This is a genomic window from Collimonas arenae, from assembly GCF_001584165.1.
GTDB classification, from domain to species: Bacteria; Pseudomonadota; Gammaproteobacteria; order Burkholderiales; family Burkholderiaceae_D; genus Collimonas; species Collimonas arenae.
The window spans coordinates 1925458-1946725 of record NZ_CP013233.1 but is presented as its reverse complement, the minus strand read 5'-3'; the positions used below and the strand labels follow the sequence as shown (position 1 = coordinate 1946725).

Annotated in this window: 15 protein-coding genes, 1 tRNA gene and 3 pseudogenes; 6 read left to right on the top strand and 13 right to left on the bottom strand. The window is 56.9% G+C overall.

The annotated features are described in order from the left end of the window. Nucleotides 1–196 precede the first annotated feature (196 nt). The 7 genes from clpX to CAter10_RS09155 all read right to left on the bottom strand — a co-directional run bounded on the left by clpX (nt 197) and on the right by CAter10_RS09155 (nt 9173). Nucleotides 197–1465, bottom strand: coding sequence for an ATP-dependent Clp protease ATP-binding subunit ClpX (clpX, locus tag CAter10_RS09185; RefSeq protein ID WP_061533173.1), 1269 nt, complete (start codon nt 1463–1465; stop codon nt 197–199). 228 nt (nt 1466–1693) lie between these two features. Next, nucleotides 1694–2320, bottom strand: coding sequence for an ATP-dependent Clp endopeptidase proteolytic subunit ClpP (gene clpP, locus CAter10_RS09180; RefSeq protein ID WP_061533172.1), 627 nt, complete (start codon nt 2318–2320; stop codon nt 1694–1696). 80 nt (nt 2321–2400) lie between these two features. Continuing rightward, a complete protein-coding gene (gene tig, locus CAter10_RS09175) occupies nt 2401–3753 on the bottom strand; it encodes a trigger factor (RefSeq protein ID WP_061533171.1) in 1353 nt (450 codons plus the stop codon). A 207-nt stretch (nt 3754–3960) separates the two neighbouring features. Next, nucleotides 3961–4452 carry a CreA family protein gene (locus CAter10_RS09170; protein WP_082798045.1) on the bottom strand — a complete coding sequence of 164 codons (492 nt, stop codon included), beginning with the start codon at nt 4450–4452 and terminating at the stop codon, nt 3961–3963. A gap of 164 nt (nt 4453–4616) precedes the next feature. After that, a tRNA-Leu gene (locus CAter10_RS09165) sits at nt 4617–4703 on the bottom strand. 151 nt (nt 4704–4854) lie between these two features. After that, nucleotides 4855–7950 carry an efflux RND transporter permease subunit gene (locus CAter10_RS09160; RefSeq protein WP_061533170.1) on the bottom strand — a complete coding sequence of 1032 codons (3096 nt, stop codon included), beginning with the start codon at nt 7948–7950 and terminating at the stop codon, nt 4855–4857. Next, nucleotides 7947–9173 carry an efflux RND transporter periplasmic adaptor subunit gene (locus CAter10_RS09155; protein WP_082797846.1) on the bottom strand — a complete coding sequence of 409 codons (1227 nt, stop codon included), beginning with the start codon at nt 9171–9173 and terminating at the stop codon, nt 7947–7949. The genes CAter10_RS09160 and CAter10_RS09155 overlap by 4 nt, the downstream gene beginning before the upstream one ends. A 259-nt stretch (nt 9174–9432) precedes the next feature. On the opposite strand from CAter10_RS09155, the gene hpnC reads away from it, so the two are divergent. From hpnC to CAter10_RS09135, 5 genes and pseudogenes are all read left to right on the top strand, one after another. After that, nucleotides 9433–10245 carry a squalene synthase HpnC gene (hpnC, locus tag CAter10_RS09150; protein WP_061533168.1) on the top strand — a complete coding sequence of 271 codons (813 nt, stop codon included), beginning with the start codon at nt 9433–9435 and terminating at the stop codon, nt 10243–10245. A 181-nt stretch (nt 10246–10426) separates the two neighbouring features. Continuing rightward, a pseudogene (gene hpnD / locus CAter10_RS09145) lies at nt 10427–11259 on the top strand (presqualene diphosphate synthase HpnD). 33 nt (nt 11260–11292) lie between these two features. Further along, on the top strand, nt 11293–12234 hold the full coding sequence (locus CAter10_RS09140) for a hydroxysqualene dehydroxylase (protein ID WP_335340211.1): 942 nt from the start codon (nt 11293–11295) through the stop codon (nt 12232–12234). Continuing rightward, a complete protein-coding gene (locus CAter10_RS24245) occupies nt 12210–12644 on the top strand; it encodes an FAD-dependent oxidoreductase (RefSeq protein ID WP_335340210.1) in 435 nt (144 codons plus the stop codon). The genes CAter10_RS09140 and CAter10_RS24245 overlap by 25 nt, the downstream gene beginning before the upstream one ends. Nucleotides 12645–12791: 147 nt before the next feature. Then, complete coding sequence (locus tag CAter10_RS09135; RefSeq protein WP_061533167.1) at nt 12792–13928, top strand: alpha-hydroxy acid oxidase; 1137 nt, start codon at nt 12792–12794, stop codon at nt 13926–13928. A 2-nt stretch (nt 13929–13930) separates the two neighbouring features. On the opposite strand, the gene CAter10_RS09130 is transcribed toward CAter10_RS09135, so the two are convergent. From CAter10_RS09130 to CAter10_RS09110, 4 genes and pseudogenes are all read right to left on the bottom strand, one after another. Next, nucleotides 13931–14614, bottom strand: a complete 684-nt coding sequence (locus tag CAter10_RS09130) for an ankyrin repeat domain-containing protein (protein ID WP_061533166.1) — start codon at nt 14612–14614, stop codon at nt 13931–13933. Continuing rightward, nucleotides 14607–15401, bottom strand: coding sequence for a TatD family hydrolase (locus CAter10_RS09125; protein WP_061533165.1), 795 nt, complete (start codon nt 15399–15401; stop codon nt 14607–14609). The genes CAter10_RS09130 and CAter10_RS09125 overlap by 8 nt, the downstream gene beginning before the upstream one ends. 79 nt (nt 15402–15480) lie before the next feature. Continuing rightward, a pseudogene (gene rph, locus CAter10_RS09120) lies at nt 15481–16219 on the bottom strand (ribonuclease PH). Between the two features lie 1138 nt (nt 16220–17357). Beyond that, a pseudogene (locus tag CAter10_RS09110) lies at nt 17358–18373 on the bottom strand (serine/threonine protein kinase). Between the two features lie 94 nt (nt 18374–18467). Here CAter10_RS09110 and CAter10_RS09105 point away from each other — a divergent pair. Then, nucleotides 18468–19376, top strand: coding sequence for a YicC/YloC family endoribonuclease (locus CAter10_RS09105; protein WP_231879246.1), 909 nt, complete (start codon nt 18468–18470; stop codon nt 19374–19376). 89 nt (nt 19377–19465) lie between these two features. On the opposite strand, the gene CAter10_RS09100 is transcribed toward CAter10_RS09105, so the two are convergent. Together CAter10_RS09100 and CAter10_RS09095 are read right to left on the bottom strand one after the other, a co-directional pair. Next, nucleotides 19466–19789: a lysozyme inhibitor LprI family protein gene (locus CAter10_RS09100; protein WP_061533163.1), complete on the bottom strand. Its 324-nt coding sequence runs from the start codon at nt 19787–19789 to the stop codon at nt 19466–19468. Between the two features lie 163 nt (nt 19790–19952). Further along, nucleotides 19953–21263, bottom strand: a complete 1311-nt coding sequence (locus CAter10_RS09095) for a homoserine dehydrogenase (protein WP_061533162.1) — start codon at nt 21261–21263, stop codon at nt 19953–19955. Nucleotides 21264–21268 lie beyond the last annotated feature (5 nt).

Genomic DNA, 21268 nt, shown 5'->3' with positions numbered 1-21268 from the left:
CCACACGCGAAGGTAACTTCGGGTGGCTTTTCGATTGAAGCCAATTGAATTATGTTTTGGCAAATTGTACTACTTTTGCGTAAAAAGCCTGCTTAAACCCCTACTTTTTACATGCCTTTACATGTTTCTGCAGCTCAGCATATCCGCGGATCGCCTACAACGATGCGATCGTTCGCTGGACATGATGCCGAGGCAATTATTTCGCCCCGGATACTTTCGGCTGCTCATGGTAAATCAGCAACGGCTTGGCGCCGCTGGTGACGGTGTTTTCATCCACGACAACCTTGGCGACATTTTGCTGACTTGGCAGATCGTACATTACGTCCAGCAATACATGCTCCAGGATTGAACGCAAGCCGCGTGCGCCGGTCTTGCGCGCCAAGGCCTTACGGGCGATCGCCTGCAGCGCCGCAGGGCGGATTTCCAGCTCAGCGCCTTCCATCTGCAGCAGCTTGGAGTATTGCTTGACCAGCGCATTCTTTGGCGCGATCAGGATCTCGATCAGCGCTTCTTCATTCAATTCCGCCAGCGTCGCGATCACTGGCAAACGCCCGACCAGCTCAGGAATCAGGCCGAAACGCGTCAAGTCCTCCGGCTCCGCATCCAGCAACACCTCACTGGAAGTACGCTGGCTTTGGCTCTTCACATTTGCCGAAAAGCCAATGCCGCTCTTTTCCGAACGTTCGGAAATGATTTTAGCCAGGCCGTCAAATGCGCCACCGCATATGAACAGGATATTAGTGGTGTCGATCTGCACAAAATCCTGGTTCGGATGCTTGCGACCACCTTGCGGCGGCACCGACGCCATGGTGCCTTCGACCAACTTCAGCAACGCCTGCTGCACGCCCTCGCCCGATACGTCGCGGGTGATGGACGGATTGTCCGATTTACGGGAAATTTTATCGATTTCATCGATATATACGATGCCACGCTGCGCCTTCTCGACTTCATAATTGCAGTTCTGCAGCAATTTTTGAATGATGTTTTCGACGTCCTCACCCACATAACCGGCTTCGGTCAAGGTTGTAGCATCAGCAATCACAAAAGGAACGTTCAGCATGCGCGCCAACGTCTGCGCCAGCAGCGTCTTGCCGGAACCAGTTGGCCCCACCAGCAGAATATTGCTCTTTGCCAGTTCGACATCATCCTTCTTGCCAAGATGTTTGAGCCGCTTGTAGTGGTTATAAACCGCTACCGACAAAATCCGCTTGGCCGGCTCTTGTCCGATCACATACTGATCGAGCAGATCGCAGATTTCTTGCGGAATCGGCAACTCCGATTTTTGACCATCCAGCGTTTCAACGTTCGAAGCTTCATCCGTAATGATGTCATTGCACAGGTCGATACATTCATCACAGATGAATACCGATGGCCCGGCGATGAGTTTTTTCACCTCATGCTGGCTCTTGCCGCAGAAGGAGCAGTAAAGCAGTTTTTCGCCGCTGGAAGATTTTTTATCAGACATAAAGGCAGAGTTTAAGTAAAGCTATATAGGGACATTGATTTTATATTACCTGCGAAACAGGAGTTCGTCACGACAGGCGCATGCAAAACACACTGTCCATGACTATACGACATCTGCAGGAAATAGTAGCGCAATCAGCATCGGCGTCGCCGCACATTGGTCGACGCGCCGCCGGAAAAGCAAAACGCCCGTACCTGTGGGGCCGGGCGTTTAGTCAGTACGCTGTCATCAAGCGCGTGTCGCCAGGACTTTATCAATCAGGCCGTATTCCACGGCTGCATCGGCAGACATGAAATTATCCCGATCAGTGTCCTTGCTGATCTGATCAATGGTCCGCCCGGTCTTGTCGGCCAGGATGCCGTTCAGGCGCTCACGCAAATACAGTATCTCGCGCGCCTGGATCTCGATATCCGAAGCCTGCCCTTGCGCGCCGCCCAGCGGCTGGTGAATCATGATGCGCGAATTCGGCAACGAGAAACGTTTGCCTTTGGCGCCAGCAGCCAACAGGAAAGCGCCCATCGAAGCAGCCATGCCAGTGCATAAGGTGGAGACTTCCGGCTTGATGAACTGCATGGTATCGAAAATAGCCATACCGGCTGACACCGAACCGCCAGGGGAATTGATATACAAGGAAATATCCTTGTCAGGATTTTCGCTTTCCAGGAACAGCAGTTGCGCCACAACCAGGTTGGCGGTCTGGTCATTGACCGGACCCACCAGGAAAATGATGCGCTCACGCAGCAAACGCGAGTAAATGTCGTAGGAACGTTCACCGCGACCGCTTTGCTCAATCACGATAGGCACCATGCCGAGCATGTCAGTATCCAGTGCCGAATTACGATTAAAGCCTGTCATATCTTTCCTTATGAAGAGCCCTCAAACTAGATCGGCCTGCTGGTCGCGTCCGACACCGCCGGACGCGACACCGAGACTAATTAAGCCTGCTGCCCGTTGTTGCTCATCAATTCATCGAACGCAACCGACTTTTCAGTCACTTTCGATTTGCCCAACACGTAGTTAACGACGTTTTCTTCCAAAACAAGAGCTTCGACCTCTGCCAGGCGGCGGCGATCGCTGAAATAGTATTTCAGGACTTGTTGTGGGTCTTCGTAGCTTTGGGCGAAGTCTTCAACTTGTGCCTTGACTTGTTCCGGCGTGGCTTGCAGCTTGTTTTCCTTGACCACTTCAGCCAGGATCAGGCCGAGGCGAACGCGACGCTCTGCCTGGGCTGTGAACAGCTCAGGTGGGAATGGCATGTCGTTGACCTTCATGCCGCGTTGCGCCATGTCTTGACGGGTCATTTCAACCAGACGTTCAACGTCTTGCTCGACCAGTGCTTTCGGCACCTCCAGCTCACTGACCTTGATCAGCGCATCCATTACGCTGTCTTTGTTCTTCGCCTTGACGCGGGAGCCAACTTCACGCTCCAGGTTAAGCTTGATATCAGCGCGCATTTTGGTCAGGTCACCGTCTTCGATACCCAGCGACTTTGCGAACTCAGCGTCGACTTCCGGCAGATGCGCCCATTCCAGCTTCTTCAGCGTGATGGTGAATTCTGCAGTCTTGCCGGCGACATCCTTGCCGTGGTAATCCGCTGGGAAAGCCAGATCAAATGTCTTGGATTCGCCGACCTTCAGGCCAATCGTAGCGTTCTCAAACTCAGGCAACATGCGGCCTTCGCCCAATACGTAAGCGTAGTCGTCAGCCTTGCCGCCCTGGAATTCAACGCCGTCGATCTTGCCGACGAAATCGACAGTCACGCGGTCGCCGTTCTTGGCTGTCAGGTCGCTGCCGCCGTCGCCGTGTTCGCCTTGCTCACCCTTGACGTGGTAATGCACGCGTTGCTTGCGCAGGATGTCGATGGTCTTGTCGATTTCAGCATCGCTGACTTCAGCCTTGGTCTTTTCGACTTCAACGCTGGTCAGATCGCCAATCTTGACTTCTGGGTAGATTTCGAAAGTTGCGTCGAATGCCAGGGTGCCTTCAGGCACGCCTTCGCTGTTCTTTGGCTCGATCTTCGGGTAACCGGCTACGCGCAGGTTGTTTTCGTTGGCAGCGCTGTTGAATGCATTGCCGACCTTGTCATTCAGCACTTCGGTTTCGACTTGATAACCGTACTGTGCAGCGACCATCTTCATCGGCACTTTGCCTGGGCGGAAGCCAGGCGCTTTAGCTGTGCGAGCGCGAACCTTCAGGCGCTTCTCGACTTCGGTTTGCACTTCGCTGATTGCGATAGTGAGGGTAAGGCGGCGTTCAAGTTTATCCAGAGTTTCGACTGCAGTTGCCATGTGGATCGTCCAAAAATTAAAAATTCCGTGGTGCGACCAGGGTGAACCGAGCCACTCAATCGCCCCGGCAGGCCGGGATTACTGATGACCGGAGTGGTGAAATGTTGTTATTTTCACCCTAACCCCGTCGCGCTAAAGTCCGATATTCTATACGTAAAAGAGCCTGTTGCGCCAAAACGCATCACGTACTAGCTATATTAAGCCACCTTATTTGAGTGGAATCGGGTTACCGGCCGACACCGGCACGGCAGTAACGCTATTTTGCGGGCTGCCATCAACCAATTTATCCGAATAGGTCAGGTAAACCAGTGTATTGCGCTTTGGATCAACCAACCGCACGATGTGTAGACGCTTGAACAATACCGACATGCGCTCGGTAAAGACATCTTCCTGGAGCGGCAGCTTCCCGACGAACTGCAGGTTGGCAGCGACCTGGCGACAGGCAATCGATGCCTCGGCACGATCCTCCGCCAAACCCACTGTACCCTTTACACCCCCGGTACGCGCCCGCGACACGTAACAGGTGACGCCCTGCACTTTGGGATCGTCATAAGCCTCAACCACCACCCGGTCGTTACGCCCAACCCAACGAAATGCGGTACTCACCTCGCCGACCTGCTCCGATGCCGCTTGCGCCGCATCTGTTGCGATTGCAGCAAAACCAAATAATGCAGCCAACGCCAAGGACTTTGCACGCATGTTTATTCCGAGAAAGAAAAATTGATTGAATTGTATGCCGGAGAGCCCATCCGGCAGTTGCGATTTCAGCACCTTGAAAAACATCGGGCGTAAAAAAACCCTCAATACAAAAGTATAAGAGGGTTCCTTCATATTTCAGCAAGACGGTAATCATACCGACAGACTGGTGCGACCGAGAGGACTCGAACCTCCACAAGATTGCTCTCGACAGGACCTAAACCTGTTGCGTCTACCAATTTCGCCACGGTCGCATTTGAAACATTCGCCGCCCAATCCCGCGCGAGCAAGATTGGACAGCCCGCTATTCTACTTCAAGCCGTGCGATATGGCGAGAGCCTCAACCCACATCTCGCCACTTTTTGCCGGACTTTCGCTAAAGCACGCTTCTCACCTCCGCGTACATCACTGCGGTTTCTTGACGCGGAACCAAGCCGCATACAATGCCGGCAGGAACAGCAGGGTCAAGCCAGTGGCAACAATCAGTCCGCCCATGATCGCAACCGCCATCGGTCCCCAGAATACCGAATGCGACAACGGAATCATCGCCAGCACCGCCGCTGCTGCGGTCAGCATAATCGGCCGACAGCGCCGCACCGCAGATTCGACAATCGCATTCCATGGCGCCACGCCCGCGGCGATATCGTGCTCGATCTGGTCGATCAGGATCACCGAGTTGCGGATGATCATGCCGAACAACGCAATCACCCCGAGCTGGGCGACGAAGCCGAACGGCCTATGCAGGATCAGCAGCGCCGCCGCCGCGCCGGCAATTCCCAATGGTCCAGTCAGAAACACCAGCAGCGAACGCGAGAAGCTATGCAACTGCAACATCAGCAAGGTGAAAATGATGAAAATCACCAGCGGTACATTGGCGGCAATCGAATCCTGCGCCTTGCCGCTGTCGTGCGCTGCACCAGCGACATCGATCACGTAACCTGGCGGCAGCTGCGCGCGGATCTTGTCGAGCTGCGGATTGATCTGGTCGGTCACGGTCGGTCCCTGCACGCCATCGATCACATCGGCCTGCACCGTAATCGCCCAATTGCGCCATTCGCGCCACACCACACCCGGTTCCCACACCAGCCTGACGCTGGCGATCTGCGACAACGGCACCGACCTGCCGCTGGCAGTAGGCACATTGGCCTGGTTCAGCGCATCGATGGTGACCCGCTCGTCGAGCGGCTGACGCACCAAGATGTCGATCAGGCGATCATGCTCGCGGTACTGGCCGATGGTGGTGCCAGTCAACAGCGTATTGACAGTTTGCATTACGGTTTGCGACCCGATGCCGAGCGCCCGCAACTTATCCTGGTCAAGATCGATCCGTAGCACCTTGACCGATTCATTCCAGTTGTCGTTGAGGCCGGTGATGTTCGGATTGGCGTTCATTACTGCCTTGACCTGGTCGGCAATCACCCGCACCTTGGCGGCATCGGTACCGCTGACGCGGAACTGCACCGCGTACGGTACCGGCGGGCCACTCGGCAGCAATTTGACACGGCCGCGCACTTCGGGAAATCCGTGTTTGAACGCATCCGTGATCTTCAGGCGCAGCGCATCGCGGTCAGCCAGGCTTTTGGTCAGCAACACCACTTGCGCCACATTGGTCTGCGGCAGTATCTGATCCAACGGCAGGTAGAAACGCGGACTGCCGCTGCCGACATAGGTCGTCATGCTCTCCACTTCCGGGGCGCCGTGAATATAGGCCTCGAACTTCTTGGCCTGGGCTTCGGTGGCGGCAAATGACGAGCCCTCCGGCAGCCACAGCTCGATCATCAATTCCGGTCGGCTGGAATCGGGGAAGAATTGCTCTTCAATAAATTTGAAGCCAAATACGCCCAACGCAAACACCAGCAAAGTCAAGCCGATGGTGGTCTTGCGCCACTCCACGCACCAGTTGACGGCCCGCCGCACCCTTGTATAGAAAGGCGTGTCGAACAGTTCATGATGCCCGTCGGCGCCAGCGGCTGGCTTGACCTTCAACAACAGGAAACCAATATACGGCGTGAACAACACCGCCACCAGCCAGGAAATTAGCAGCGCCAAGGCATTTACCGAAAACATCGAAAACGTATATTCACCGGCGGCCGACTTGGCCAAGCCGATCGGCAGGAAGCCAGCTGCGGTAATCAGCGTGCCGGTCAGCATCGGCATCGCGGTCGAAGTGTAGGCGAAGGTCGCCGCTTCCAGCCGTGACAGCCCCTCTTCCATCTTGCGCACCATCATCTCAACCGCAATGATGGCATCATCGACCAGCAGGCCGAGTGCGATGATCAGCGCTCCCAGAGAAATCTTGTGCAGATCGATGCTGAAGATATTCATGAACAGGAAGGTAATCGCCAGCACAAGCGGGATCGTCAGCGCCACCACCAGCCCTGGGCGCACGTCGATGCGGAATGGCTTGGTATGAAAGCCGAGCGACAGGAAACTGACCGCCAGCACAATCAGCACTGCCTCCATCAGGGTCTTGAGGAATTCGTTGACCGATTCAGCGACGATCTTCGGCTGGTTGGAAACCCGCTCCAGATCAATGCCAACCGGCAGCTTGGCCTTGATCTCGGCGGTGATCTTTTCCATGTCCTTGCCGAGTGCAATGATGTCGCCTCCCTTCACCATCGACACGCCAAGACCGATTACTTCCTTGCCGTTGAAACGCATCTTGGTTTGCGGCGGATCCTGGTATTCTCGTTTGACGACGGCAAAATCGCCCAGACGGAAGGTCGTATTGTTGGCCCGCAATTGCAGGTTTTCCAGATCCTTCGGCGACGCCAGCGCGCCGCTCACGCGAATTTGCAGGTTGTCGCTCGGCGTCACCAGAACGCCGGTGGACTGCAGTGCATTTTGCGCGGACAACTGATTAACAATGTCCTGCACCGTGATGCCTAGCTGCGAAAATTTCTTTTGCGAGAACTCGATGAAAATCTTCTCATCCTGTACGCCGAACAAATCCACCTTGGCAACCGAAGGCAACGTCAACAGTTGCTGACGCACGAAATCGGCATAGTCCTTGACATCGGCATAATTGAAACCATCGCCGGACACGGCGAAGATCGAACCATAGGTTTCGCCGAACTCATCGTTGAAAAACGGCCCTAGCACACCTTGCGGCAAAGTCAGTTTGATGTCGCCAATCTTCTTCCGCACCTGATACCAGGCGTCCACCGTCTCCTTTGGCGTAGCCGATTCCTGCAGTTGCAGGATGATCAGCGTTTCGCCTGGCTTGGAATAACTGCGGATCGTATCGACATGCGGTGTTTCCTGGAGCTTCTTTTCCAGCTTGTCGGTCACCTGGTCGGCCATTTGCAGCGCAGTAGCGCCGGGCCATTGTGCTGACACCACCATCGCGCGAAACGTGAATGGCGGGTCTTCGTCCTGGCCAAGACGGCCATAACTCATGATGCCGCCAATGATCAGCACCACCATCAGGTAACGCGTCAGAGGTATATGTTCCAGCGCCCAGCGCGACAGATTGAAACTGTTCTTTTTGCCGTCGCTCATTGGACCGCTCCGCTCGCTGCGGAGGATGTCGGCACTGCGTTTGACGCCACCGGAGAAGGGGCCGCAATATTGCCGGCCGGCGCGCTGCTTTCCGGCGCATTGAGAATGGTAACTTTCTGGCCCGGCTTGAGCTGGTTGACGCCAGCGGTAACGACCTGCTGGCCGCCGCCCAACGCGCCCTGGATCAGCACATCATTTCCCTGCTGCCCGACCACCCTCACCGGCACCTGCCGCACTGCGCCATGTTCGACCACCCAGACCGCGCTGTGATCCTGTACTCGCAGCAACGCCGTCAACGGCACCTTGATTGCATCGTCGCTGGTCTTGCTGGCGAAGGCGGCATAGGCCGTCATGCCAAGTTTGACGTTTGGCGCACTGTCTGGAATCGCAATCTTGATTGCATAAGTACGCGTCACCGGATCGGCGATCGGCGATACTTCGCGCACGGCGCCCCGGATGACTTGCTTCGGATCGGCCCATAAGCGGACCTGCACATCGCCGCTGCGCCGCAACTTGTCGACCTGGTTCTCGGGCACGCCGACCACGACTTCCTTGGCGCCCTGGCGCGCGACATTGACTACCGGCGTACCGGCCGCCACCACTTGCCCAGCCTCGGCACTGATGGCGGTAACAACGCCGTCAACATCGGACTCCAGGGTGGCATAGGCAGTCTGGTTCAACTGCCCCTTTAACGCAGCCTGGGCCTGGTCATAGGTCGCCTGCGCCGCCTTGAACGCCGTGTCCTTTGAATCCAGCACCGCCTGGCTGACGAAATTCTTGTCGCGCAATTCCTGATAACGCTTCAGATCGGCCTTGGCCATGTCCCGACTGCTGGTCGCGGAGCTCAGCGCTGCCACTGCTTGCGCCTGCGCCAGTTGCAGATCCTTCGGATCGAGGCGCATCAAGACCTGGCCGCGCTTGACGACCGTGCCCACATCCGCTTGGCGGGCAATGATCTTGCCACCCACCCGGAACCCGAGCTGCGACTCATAGCGCGCCTGGACCGCACCGGGGAATTCGGAGATCACGTCTGCATTGGCCGGGCTCAGCACCATAACCCTGACAGGGCGAATGTCCTCAGCCTTTTCCACCTTTTTGGAACATGCCGCCAGCAGCAGCAAAGAACACATCAACAATATGCGCGGGAGGAGTTGAATGTGCGGCTGGATGCGCGCAGCCCCTCGGGAAGATGCCACCTGACGCTGATTTATCTGGGTCAACACGGTTTTTCCTTTACTATTCGGAGCTGTCGTTCGTTTGCGAATTGTCATGGGCCGCTGCGGCTTTTGTTATCGAGGCAGCAAGGCCTAGCCTGGTGGAACGTTTATTTATCTTATTGCGTCAAAAATTAATAACTCTTAAGTCAGTAATTATAATTGCGCGAGATCAAGTTTGACCAAGGCTTTTTTACATGGGCAAAACTGACACAAAATAATGCCATATACACAACCATCCGCACCCCGCGCTTGACCAGATGCCCTAATGTCCATTAATCATTACGAGAACTTCCCAGTCGCGTCGATACTACTACCGGCCCGCCTGCGCCCTGCAGTGCAGGCAATTTATGCCTTCGCCCGTACCGCCGACGACATTGCCGACGAAGGCGATGCCAGCGCCGAGCAGCGCTTGCGGGCGCTAAACGGCTTCGAAACGGCGCTGGACCGGATCGAACAAAAGCTGCCGGCAGAAGATCCCTTGTTCCAGGCGCTACAACAAACCATCGTCGCATACGATTTGCCGCTGACGCCGTTTCGCGACCTACTGTCCGCCTTCAAGCAAGATGTCGTGACGACCCGCTACGGTCAGTTCAGCGAACTGCTCGATTATTGCCGGCGTTCGGCCAATCCCGTGGGATTCCTGATGTTGCATCTCTATGGCGAGGCGACTGAACAGAACCTGCGGGATTCGGACGCCATCTGCTCGGTATTACAGCTGATTAATTTTTGGCAAGACATCGCCATCGACTGGCAAAAAGCCAGGATCTACCTGCCGCTGGAAGACCTGCAACGCTTCGGCGTATCGCAATCGCAGATCGCCAACGGCACCATAGACCATGCCTGGCGCCAGCTGATGCAATTCGAACTGCAGCGTGCACGCAGCATGATGACCAGCGCCGCGCCGCTGGCCCTGCGCTTGCCGGGACGGATCGGCTGGGAGCTGCGGCTGGTAGTGCTGGGCGGTTTGCGCATCCTGGAAAAACTCGAAGCGGCCGACTACGACATGTTCCGTCATCGGCCCAAGCTGGTGAAAATGGATTGGTTGATGTTGGGCTGGCGCGCGCTGCGCATGAAATGAGCGCCCCGGCAAATCTGCAATTCCCGACGCATCACCAAATACAGTATAAAAACACGAATAAATCCGGATACTTCGACGAGCAGGCGGCATTTCTTACGTATACTTCGGGCAAGTTATTTTTTCAGGCATCCTGACCACTCACGCCGCATGATTGCCGCGTAGTGTTACCATTTTCATATCCATGTCTCCAGACGACTACTGCCAACAAAAAGCCGCCCAGAGCGGTTCCAGTTTTTACTACAGCTTCCTGTTTCTGCCGGTCGAGCGTCGGCGCGCCATTACTGCGCTGTATGCTTTCTGCCGTGAGGTTGACGACACCGTCGACGACTGCACCGACGAAAGCGTGGCGCGCACCAAACTGATGTGGTGGCGCAAGGAAATCGCCGCGATGCTGGCCGGTAACCCGACTCACCCGGTAACGCAAGCACTGCAACCGCACCTGCTGACCTACGGGCTGGACGGCAAGCATCTGCAAGCCATCATCGACGGCATGGAAATGGACCTGAACCAGACCCGTTATCTCGACTATCCAGGCCTGAAACAATATTGCTGGCATGTCGCGGGCGTGGTCGGCATCCTGTCAGCCAGCATCTTCGGCGTGACCCAGCCACAGACCTTGCAATTCGCCGAAAAGCTCGGCCTCGCGTTCCAGCTGACCAACATCATCCGCGATGTCGGCGAGGATGGCCGCAAGGGCCGCATCTACCTGCCGGTCAACGAACTGCAGCAATTCGGCGTCACCGCAGCCGACATCCTGAACGCACGCTACAGCGACAACTTCGTCAACCTGATGCGCTTCCAGGTGGCGCGCGCGCAGCAAGCTTACGACGAAGCCTTTGCCTTGCTGCCCAAGCAGGACCGCCGCGCGCAGCGCCCGGCCTGATGATGGCGGCAATCTATCGCGCCCTGCTGAGTGAAATCGAACGCGATGGCTTCCATGTGCTGAACCAGCGCATCTCGCTGACGCCGATCCGAAAACTATGGTTGGCCTGGAAGACTTATGTACGCGGCTGAACATCTTCTTCCGATCCCGGGCGCATCGCTATAATGGCTATCAACGCGAAGCAAGTCGCCGTGATCGGCGCCGGCTGGGCCGGCTGCACCGCCGCGGTCGAACTGACTGCGGCCGGCCACCAGGTGACCTTATTCGAGGCCAGCCGCCAGCTTGGCGGACGCGCGCGTCGGGTCGACATCAATGAACTGACGCTGGACAACGGCCAGCACATCCTGCTCGGCGCCTACAAAGACAGCCTGGGCATGATGCGCAAGGTCGGCATTGATCTGGCCGCCGCAATGCTGCGCCTGCCTTTGCAGATGTGCTACCCGTCAGAGAGCGGCGGCATGACCTTTGTCGCGCCGCGCCTGCCGGCACCGCTACATTTGCTGGTGGCGTTGTGGCGCGCGCAAGGACTGGACCGCGAAGACAAACTGGCGCTGGCGCGTTTCTCATCGGCGGCACGTTGGATGGGATGGCAATTACATGACGACTGCAGCGTCAGCACCCTGCTGGAACGCTTCGACCAGACCGATCGCCTGATCCAGCTGATGTGGCGCCCCCTGTGCATCGCAGCACTCAATACCCGTCCGGAACAGGCTTCTGCGCAAGTCTTCCTGGCGGTATTGCGCGACAGCCTCGGCGCCAAGCGCAGCGCATCGGACATGCTGTTGCCACGGATTGACTTGAGCAGCCTGTATCCACAGCAAGCTGCGGCGTTCGTCGAAGAGCGCGGGGGCAATCTCGAAACCGGTTGCAGCATCCGGCAATTACGCCGCCATGGCGAGCAATGGCAACTCGACAGCAACGACACCAGCCTCGATTTCGATGCGGTGGTGATCGCCACTCCGCCCGAAACCGCCGCCGGTCTGCTGGACGGCATCGCCGATGCGACACTGGTCTCGCACCTGCGCAATTTGAATACGAGCCGATTACCACCTGTTACCTGCAATACTCGCGCGACTTTCGGTTGCCGCGACCTTTCTTCGCGCTGATCGATACGCCGCCGACGACGGAACCGACCAGCGTTCCAGCCTGGGGCCAGTTCGTATTCGATCGCGGCCAGCTCGACCCGGCTCAGGCCGGCTTGCTGGCAATAGTGATCAGCGCGTCGTCGGATGCCATCCAGGCTGGCCACGAAGCGCTGGCGCAAGCTGTCGCCGCGCAACTTGCCACTGCCTTCAAGCAGCCCGAATTGGCATCGCCAAACTGGGCCCGCGTGATTTCGGAAAAGCGCGCTACCTTCGCCTGTACACCGGCACTCGCGCGTCCAGCCAATGACAGCGGCCTGGAAAGATTACTGCTGGCTGGCGACTATACGGCAAGCGACTATCCGGCGACACTCGAATCGGCAGTGCGCAGCGGCAAACTGGCGGCGCAGCAACTCGTCAAGCAACTGCGCTAGCCGCCGCCGTACCGCCCGTTCCGGCGCGGCGCCGCTTTTGCTTGAAAAAGCTTCATGCCAGACATCAATTGATTTCCACTGTGCCTGCTTTCTTTTCATCTAATATAGCGGCTTGACTGTATCTAACAAAAACCAGCGGAGAGCCCTATGTCTGTAATTACCTGCGTGGAAGATCTGCGCGTACTGGCCCAGAAACGCGTGCCGAAAGCCTTCTACGACTACGCCGACAGCGGCTCTTACACAGAATCCACCTACCGCGCCAATAGCGACGACCTGGCCGCGCTGAAATTGCGGCAACGGGTCGCCATCAATGTCGACCAACGTTCAACCCGCAGCACCATGATCGGCCAGGATGTGACGATGCCGGTAGCAATTGCGCCAACCGGGCTGACCGGCATGCAATGGGCCAACGGCGAAATGCTGGGCGCCATCGCCGCCGAGAAATTCGGGATTCCATTCACCTTGTCGACCATGAGCATCTGTTCGATCGAGGATGTCGCCAGCGTCACCACCAAACCATTCTGGTTCCAGCTGTACGTGATGCGCGACCGCGGCTTCATTAAATCGCTGATTGAACGTGCCAAGGCCGCCAAGTGCTCGGCGCTGGTGCTGACGCTGGACCTGCAGATCCTCGGGCAACGCCACAAAGACCTGAAGAACGGCATGTCGGTGCCGCCGAAAATGACGCTGGCCAATCTGATCGACCTTGCCAGCAAACCCGGCTGGGCATTGCGCGCGCTTGGCGGCCGCAAATCGTTTGGCAACCTAGCCGGCCACGTAAAAGGCGCGGACGGCATCATGACCTTGAGCAAATGGACCGCCAGCCAATTCGACCCGACCTTGTGCTGGGACGATATCGCCTGGATCAAGGAACAATGGGGCGGCAAGCTGATCCTGAAAGGTATCCTGGATGTCGAAGACGCCAAGATCGCCGCCACCACCGGCGCCGACGCCATCGTCGTCAGCAACCACGGCGGCCGTCAGCTGGATGGCGCGGTGTCGTCGATCTCGGCGCTGCCGGCGATTGTCGATGCAGTCGGCGACCAGATCGAAGTCTGGTTCGATGGCGGCATCCGCAGCGGCCAGGATGTATTGAAGGCAGTCGCACTGGGCGCCAAGGGCACCATGATTGGCCGCGCCTTCCTGTACAGCCTGGGTGCGATGGGTGAAGCGGGTGTCACCAGGATGCTGCAGATCCTGCAGCAGGAACTGGATGTCAGCATGGCGCTGACCGGCAACAAGGATATCAAGGATGTCGGACCGCACATCCTCTCCAGACGCTAACGTTATAGCTTGCCGGCCTGCTTGAGGCGGCTGGTCAAGCCGTCGGCGATGTCGTTGTGATCGAATTTCCGCGCCAGGTCGATGGCGCTCATGCCGACATCGTTTTTCAAGGTAGCATCGGCGCCGCTGTCGAGCAGCAGTTTGACTGTCATGATTTTTCCGGCGCGCGCCGCCATCATGATCGGCGTAGTGTTGTTGGGCGAACCGGCGTCGATATAGGCAGAGGCATCCAGCAGCATCTGCACAATTTCATCGTTACCGATCGCAGCCGCATAATGCAGTGCAGTCCAGCCGGTATTGTTCGGCTCGGCCTCCTTGTCCAGCAAAGCCTTGACCGCGGCGACCTTGCCCTTGTACGAAGCAATCATCAAGGCCGTGTCGCCATTGCGCGCGCGCAAGTTGAGATCGATGCCCTGCGCATTGATCAGAACGTCAAAAACCTTCATTGAATCTTCCTGCAACGCCACCATCAACCCGGTTTCGCCGCGCTGTTTGTCGACCAAATTGGGATTGACGCCCTTGGCCAGCAAACTCTTCATGCCGCGCTCATCATCCAGCTTGATTGCTTTGAAAAAGGCATCGGAGCCATTGTCTGCGTGCCCCAGGGATGGCAAGCATGCCAGCGCCAACAGCAACATCAGTAAAAATAGTGCCGCAGAGCGCGAACGACTTTGCAGGTTAAGCATGCGTCTGATCCTTTGCCAGTTTGAACAAGTTGAAAAAATTATCGGTGGTCTGCTGTGCCACTTCCGATGCTGGCACGCCCTTCAAATTCGCCAGGAACTCGCCGACATGCATGACCCAAGCCGGCTCGTTCATCTTGCCGCGATGCGGCACCGGCGCCAAATAAGGTGAATCGGTCTCGATCAGCGTGCTGCTGAGCGGCACCGCCAGCGCCACCGCCTGCAATTCCTTGGCGCTCTTGAAAGTAACGATCCCGGAAAACGAAATGTAAAAACCCATCGCGATGGCTGCTTCGGCCACAGCCAGCGATTCGGTAAAGCAATGCATCACGCCGCCGGCGCCGCCGGCATCGGTGCCTGCGCCCTCTTCCTGCATGATACGAATGGTGTCTTCGGACGCGGCACGCGTATGGATGATCAATGGCTTGCCAGTGGCGCGCGAGGCGCGGATGTGGCGGCGAAAGCGTTCACGCTGCCATTCCAGATCCCCTTGCAGGCGATAGTAGTCAAGGCCGGTTTCGCCAATCGCAATGATTTTAGGGTGGTCTGACAGGCGGATCAGATCGTCGACGCTGGGTTCCGGCGTGTCTTCATAATCGGGATGTACGCCGACCGATGCGTAGATGTGCGGATAGGTTTCGGCCAGTTGCAGCACTTGCGGAAAATCGGGCAGATCGACCGATACGCACAGTGCATGCGTGACCTGGTTTTGCGCCATCTTGGCGAGGACTTCCGGCATCCTGGCGGACAGCTCCGGAAAATTGATATGGCAGTGGGAATCGATATACATGGACAGGATTATATCGCTTACACGCTCGCTATCGATGACGCCAGCAGGGTGGGCAGGCTTTTATACCCGCCGCTACACCCTAAGCAGCCAGGCCCAATGCTTGCTTCTGCAACTGGATCAGATCGCCGATACCGCCCTGCGCCAGGTCCAGCAGGCTGTTCAGCGTCGGGCGGTCGAGCTACCCTGTACCCTGCACTTCAATGAATGGCCGGCATCGGTCATGACCACGTTCATGTCGGTGTCGCAACCCGAATCCTCAACATAATCCAGATCCAGTACCGGGGTTCCCTGATAGACGCCCACTGAAATCGCGGCCACGAAGTGTTTCAACGGAATCGCCGCAATTGCCTTGCTATCCTGTAGTTTCACAAAAGCATCGTAAGCGGCAACCATTGCGCCGGTGATCGATGCCGTGCGCGTGCCGCCGTCCGCCTGGATCACGTCACAATCCAGATGCAAAGTGCGTTCGCCGAATGCCTGCAGATCAAATGCCGCGCGCAGCGAGCGGCCGATCAGGCGCTGGATTTCCTGGGTGCGGCCGGATTGCTTGCCGCGTGCCGCTTCGCGATCCATACGGGTGTTGGTTGAACGCGGCAGCATGCCGTACTCGGCAGTCAACCAACCCTGCCCTTTGCCCTTCAGGAAACCAGGGACTTTTTCTTCCAGGCTGGCGGTACAGATCACCTTGGTATCGCCAAACTCGACNNGCCAAACTCGACCAGCACCGAGCCTTCCGCATGTTTGGTGTAGTTGCGGGTCAGGCGCACTGTGCGCAACGCATCGGCGGCGCGGCCGCTAGGACGGGTAATAGGGAGCATGTTCAATTCATTCCTTAAAATTCAATCTGTTTTATGTCGGGTGAGCACGTCTCGCCCACGCATGACCTGTACGCAATTTGCTTTGATCGTCGCGGCAACGCGTGGGCAAAAAACTTGCCTGCCCTACCTGATGCCCGGCAAATGCTTTAAATATTTTTCTCGATGGCGCCACGGATTTCGGCGATGGCCTTTTCGATATCGGCATCGGTAAAGCCATCCGGTGCGTCTACGGCGCCAAGCGCGGTGCCTGGATGGTGGTGGTAAGGCTACCGATCGGCAAGGTATGGGTGACGATTGAGCTGGAAGAGTCATCCATGTTCGGGTCGCTGCCCAGGCCATTGCCAGAGCAGTAATATTATCGCTGGTTTTGCCGGCAATCCCAAGTGCGTTGCTGACCAGCTCCGGCACCGCCCGCACGATGGTGCTGGTTTGCAGACGCTGCGCCAGCACATGATCCGGCAACATTGACCACAGTCCATCGGAACATAACAGCATCACATCACCGNCCTGCAGACTGACACGCCGCGACAGTTCGACGATCGGCATGTTGGTGGCGCCGAGGCAGTTGAACAGTTTGTTGCGATCTGGATGCGTGGCGCGCTCGGAAGGATCGGCCTTGCCCTGGGCGATCAGGCTCTCGATACGCGAATGATCGCGGGTGCGCGCCAGGATCTGGCCGTTGCGCATCCAGTACAGGCGCGAATCGCCACAGTGCNCCCAGAATGCGCTGTTATGCTGGATCAGGCACGCCACAACCGTGGTGCGGGCGTTTCCGACAACTTGTGGACATCCGGTAACGATGAATTTCCATGTGGGCAGCGTAGAACGCGTCCTCCAGGAAACGCTCCGGCTTCTTGATATAGGGCTGGCGCTTTTCTGGAACAAGGAGCCGATGGTTTGCATCGCGATATTGGCTGCGATCTCACCGTGCAGATGGCCACCATGCCATCGGTGAGCAGCAGCAGCAAGGCGTCGCGCGTGAAGCTGTAGCCCATCCGGTCCTGGTTGACCTTGCGGCGCCGATGTGGCTTTCTTGATAAACAGAAAATCGCATGAAAACTCTATTAACGTGACGCTTGTTAAAAATGCAGCAAAAAATACAGGGAAATTTAACGGTGCAGCGATCCAGCGAACCGTATTAAATGGTGTTTTCCTGAATCGTCGTGTCCGGACCGTCGGTAGCTTTCTTACGGAATTGGATGTGTGTGAAAAAGACACTGCGGATCTTGCGCGTGACCATATCACGCACGCTGACCTCCTCTTCCTGCACCGGCTCCATCAAGGCGCGCTGTACAGCAAACACGCTTTGCGGCCGTTGCAGTGGATCGATCATCAGGCACCAGCGTACTACCTGGATCAGTTCCGGCGAATACAAGCCTTCTAGCTTGCGGAAGTGTCCTTCCATCTTGTCGTTGACCTTGCGCTGGTCCACTGGCTGCGGCGGCGCGCCGACCATACATGCGAAGATCGAAGCACCGATGCTGTAGATATCGGTCCACGGTCCGAGATTGCCATTTCGCTCATACAATTCGGCTGGCGCAAAACCTGGCGTATACATGGGTACAGTTTCGGCGAATCGGAACGCAGGGTCTGGCGGGCAGCACCAAAATCCAGCAGGATCGGCGTACCATCGGCGCGCAGATAAATATTGGCCGGCTTCAGGTCCAGATGCAGTAGTTTATGCGTATGCACTTCGCGCAAACCGTTCATCACATGACGGAACATCTTGCGGATGAATTTCTCCGACACCAGCGGCTTCTCACCCTTGTCGCGGCGGCGCAGGATGTGTTCCTGCAGCGAGCGGCCGGATTCGTAGGCCATCACCATGTACACCGTTTCATTGGCGCGGAAGAAGTTGATCACGCTCACCACGTTCGGATGCGCGATGCGCGCCAAGGCGCGGCCTTCTTCGAAAAAGCACTTGAGGCCGATGCGGAAAGTCGGCAGATTTTCCGGCGAAATTGCCGGCGCCAGCTCTCCCCATTGGCGTAATGCCAACGAGCTCGGCAGATATTCCTTGATGGCGACGGCGTTACCGTCCTCGTCGTATGCCAGATAGACAATACTGAACCCACCCGATGCAATCTTCTTTACAATGCGGTATCCAGCAATTTTCAGCCCGTCAGGCAATGGAGCATTGTTTTGTGCGGCCATGCGATCCTACCCTAGTCAATGGTGTAGCGATTGTCTTGATAAATCGCTGACTTGTAAAGAAAAACCCTTGCAACCCAGAAACAAAGGACGCATTTTGACTATCTGTAGCATGACCGGCTATGCCGTCAACAATCGCGAAACTGCCGCGGGCACGATTACCATCGAAATCAAGAGCGTCAATTCGCGCTTTCTCGACCTGCAATTCCGCATCAACGACGACCTGCGTTCGCTGGAACCGGCGTTGCGGGAAGCGATCATTGGTCGCATTGCTCGCGGTAAAGTTGAATGCCGCCTGAGTTTCGGGCGCAAGACCGCCTCCGGCGCATCGCAAGCACTGAACACAACGCTCCTGGCTTCCCTCGCCGATTTGCAAAGCGCGGTGCGCCAGCAATTCATCGAAGCGGCGCCGCTGACCGTCAATGAGTTGTTGCGCTGGCCAGGCGTCATCGAAGAAGCTGTCATCAGCCAGGACACGCTGCAGGCCGATATCCAGGCCACCATGAGCGCAACCCTGGAAGCCTTCGTCGAATCGCGCGCACGCGAAGGCGCAGCCCTGCAAGCCGTGCTGATTGCTCGCATCGATGCCATGGAAGCTATTGTGCAGCGGATTACGCCATTGGTGCCGCAGGTGGTCGCGCAATTCCAGCAGAAAGCTATTGAACGCATGCAGGAAGCGCTTGGACTGGCGCAACAGGACAACAGCAACTCCAGCCTGTCGCGCGAAGAAGCACTGGACCGGATTCGCCAGGAAGTCACGCTGTACGGCATCCGTATCGATATTGCCGAAGAGTTATCAAGACTGGCAGCACATCTGAGCGAAACCCGCCATATCCTGAAAAAGGGTGGCCAGGTCGGCAAGCGCCTGGATTTCATGATGCAGGAATTGAATCGTGAAGCCAATACCGTCGGCTCCAAAGCGGCGATCAAGGAATTGGCGGATGCGTCGATGGAATTGAAGCTGTTGATCGATCAAATGCGTGAGCAGGTGCAAAATCTCGAATAGCAATCAGGTTGCCTCCAATAAAAAAACCGTTGCAGATATCTCATCTGCAACGGTTTTTTTTACCGGATGCGAAAAGCTTCCTCGGGCGATTATTTCTCGACGATGAAGTTCTTCAATTCTTTGGTGCGCTGAACCGTGTGAGCACGCATGCATCCCAGGAACTCAAGCGTGCGGATGGTTCCGCTTTCGTTGTAAGTGTAGACGGCATCGCAATCCTTTTTGCGGAAATTGACCCAAGCCCGTTGCGCTTCGATCAGTTTCTTCTTTACCTCACCGTAGCGCACCCCATCCTGGTCAGGCTTGGTGATCTGCTTGAGCAGTTGCTGGTACGTGTCGTTCAAGGTCTTTTCGTCCTTGTCGAACTCGGTCTTGGCGCACGAATTCATGTCCGCAGTGGTGCTCTGCGACAGCAAGGATCGGCTTGGGCAAACGCAGCGACAGGCAATACCAGGCAAACAGCCATCAACAACTTACGCATACACTCTCCTTAGAATGCGTCCGACGACCGTAGCACGCCAACCTACGGCGCACCACCGAATATCGAACGCGTTTTGGCGACAATCTTGCAATGGGCGATTAACCCAGTTCTTCCAGTCGAATTTTGGTTACCGTACCGACCACCGTCGCCAGGGCTTCTATCTTGGCAATCGCCGCCTCGACATTTTTTTCCTGGGTCTGGTGCGTCAGCATGATGATATCAGTACGGGTCTCACCTGCCGCCGGTTCTTTTTGCAGCATGGCATCAATCGAGATAGACGAGTCTGCCAAAATGCGCGTGACATCGGCCAGCACGCCGGGTTGATCGGCGACATGCATGCGCAGGTAGTAGCTGGTGGTGATCTCGGCCATCGGCAGGATCGGCGTATCGGCCATCGCATTCGGCTGGAACGCCAGATGCGGCACGCGATGTTCCGGATCGGCGGTTGCCAGGCGTGTGATATCGACCAGATCGGCGATCACTGCCGAAGCAGTCGGTTCGGCACCGGCGCCCTTGCCGTAATAGAGCGTATCGCCAACCGCGTCGCCGCGTACCAGCACCGCGTTCATCGCACCTTCAACATTGGCGATCAGGCGCGCGCTCGGAATCAGCGTCGGATGCACACGCAGCTCGATGCCGCCGGCGGTGCGCTTGGTGATACCCAGCAGCTTGATGCGATAGCCGAGCTGTTCGGCGTAACGGATGTCGGTGGCCTGCAGCTTGGTGATGCCTTCCACATGCGCCTTGCTGAACTGCACCGGGATACCGAATGCGATCGAAGCCATGATAGTCAGCTTGTGGGCAGCATCGACACCCTCGATATCGAAGGTCGGATCGGCTTCGGCGTAGCCGAGGCGTTGCGCTTCCTTCAGCACGACGTCAAAGTCGAGACCCTTGTCGCGCATTTCGGACAGGATGAAATTAGTAGTGCCGTTGATGATGCCAGCGATCCATTGGATGCTGTTGGCAGTCAGGCCTTCACGCAGCGCCTTGATGATCGGGATACCGCCGGCTACCGCTGCTTCAAACGCAACGATCACGCCTTTTTCTTGCGCCGCCTTGAAAATCTCGTTGCCATGGGTCGCGATCAAGGCCTTGTTGGCGGTCACCACGTGCTTGCCGTTGGCGATCGCCTTCAGCACCAGATCCTTGGCGATGCCGTAACCGCCGATCAACTCGATGACAATATCGATATCGGGATTGTTGACGACCAGATTGGCGTCGTTGACGACTGCCACTTCGCCATTGGTCAGCTTCTTGGCGCGCTCGGTATCGAGATCGGCCACCATCGTAATTTCAATAGCTCTCCCGGCGCGCGCTGCAATTTCTTGCTGATTGCGCTTCAATACGTTAAACGTGCCGGAACCGACCGTACCTATGCCAAGCAAACCTACCTTGATGGATTTCATGTTCT

Coding starts and splice junctions, on each gene's coding strand:
- clpX (WP_061533173.1), bottom strand. CDS start 1,465: ATGTCTGATAAAAAATCTTCCAGCGGCGAAAAACTGCTTTACTGCTCC.
- clpP (WP_061533172.1), bottom strand. CDS start 2,320: ATGACAGGCTTTAATCGTAATTCGGCACTGGATACTGACATGCTCGGC.
- tig (WP_061533171.1), bottom strand. CDS start 3,753: ATGGCAACTGCAGTCGAAACTCTGGATAAACTTGAACGCCGCCTTACC.
- CAter10_RS09170 (WP_082798045.1), bottom strand. CDS start 4,452: ATGCGTGCAAAGTCCTTGGCGTTGGCTGCATTATTTGGTTTTGCTGCA.
- CAter10_RS09160 (WP_061533170.1), bottom strand. CDS start 7,950: ATGAGCGACGGCAAAAAGAACAGTTTCAATCTGTCGCGCTGGGCGCTG.
- hpnC (WP_061533168.1), top strand. CDS start 9,433: ATGTCCATTAATCATTACGAGAACTTCCCAGTCGCGTCGATACTACTA.
- CAter10_RS09140 (WP_335340211.1), top strand. CDS start 11,293: ATGGCTATCAACGCGAAGCAAGTCGCCGTGATCGGCGCCGGCTGGGCC.
- CAter10_RS09135 (WP_061533167.1), top strand. CDS start 12,792: ATGTCTGTAATTACCTGCGTGGAAGATCTGCGCGTACTGGCCCAGAAA.
- CAter10_RS09130 (WP_061533166.1), bottom strand. CDS start 14,614: ATGCTTAACCTGCAAAGTCGTTCGCGCTCTGCGGCACTATTTTTACTG.
- CAter10_RS09125 (WP_061533165.1), bottom strand. CDS start 15,401: ATGTATATCGATTCCCACTGCCATATCAATTTTCCGGAGCTGTCCGCC.
- CAter10_RS09095 (WP_061533162.1), bottom strand. CDS start 21,263: ATGAAATCCATCAAGGTAGGTTTGCTTGGCATAGGTACGGTCGGTTCC.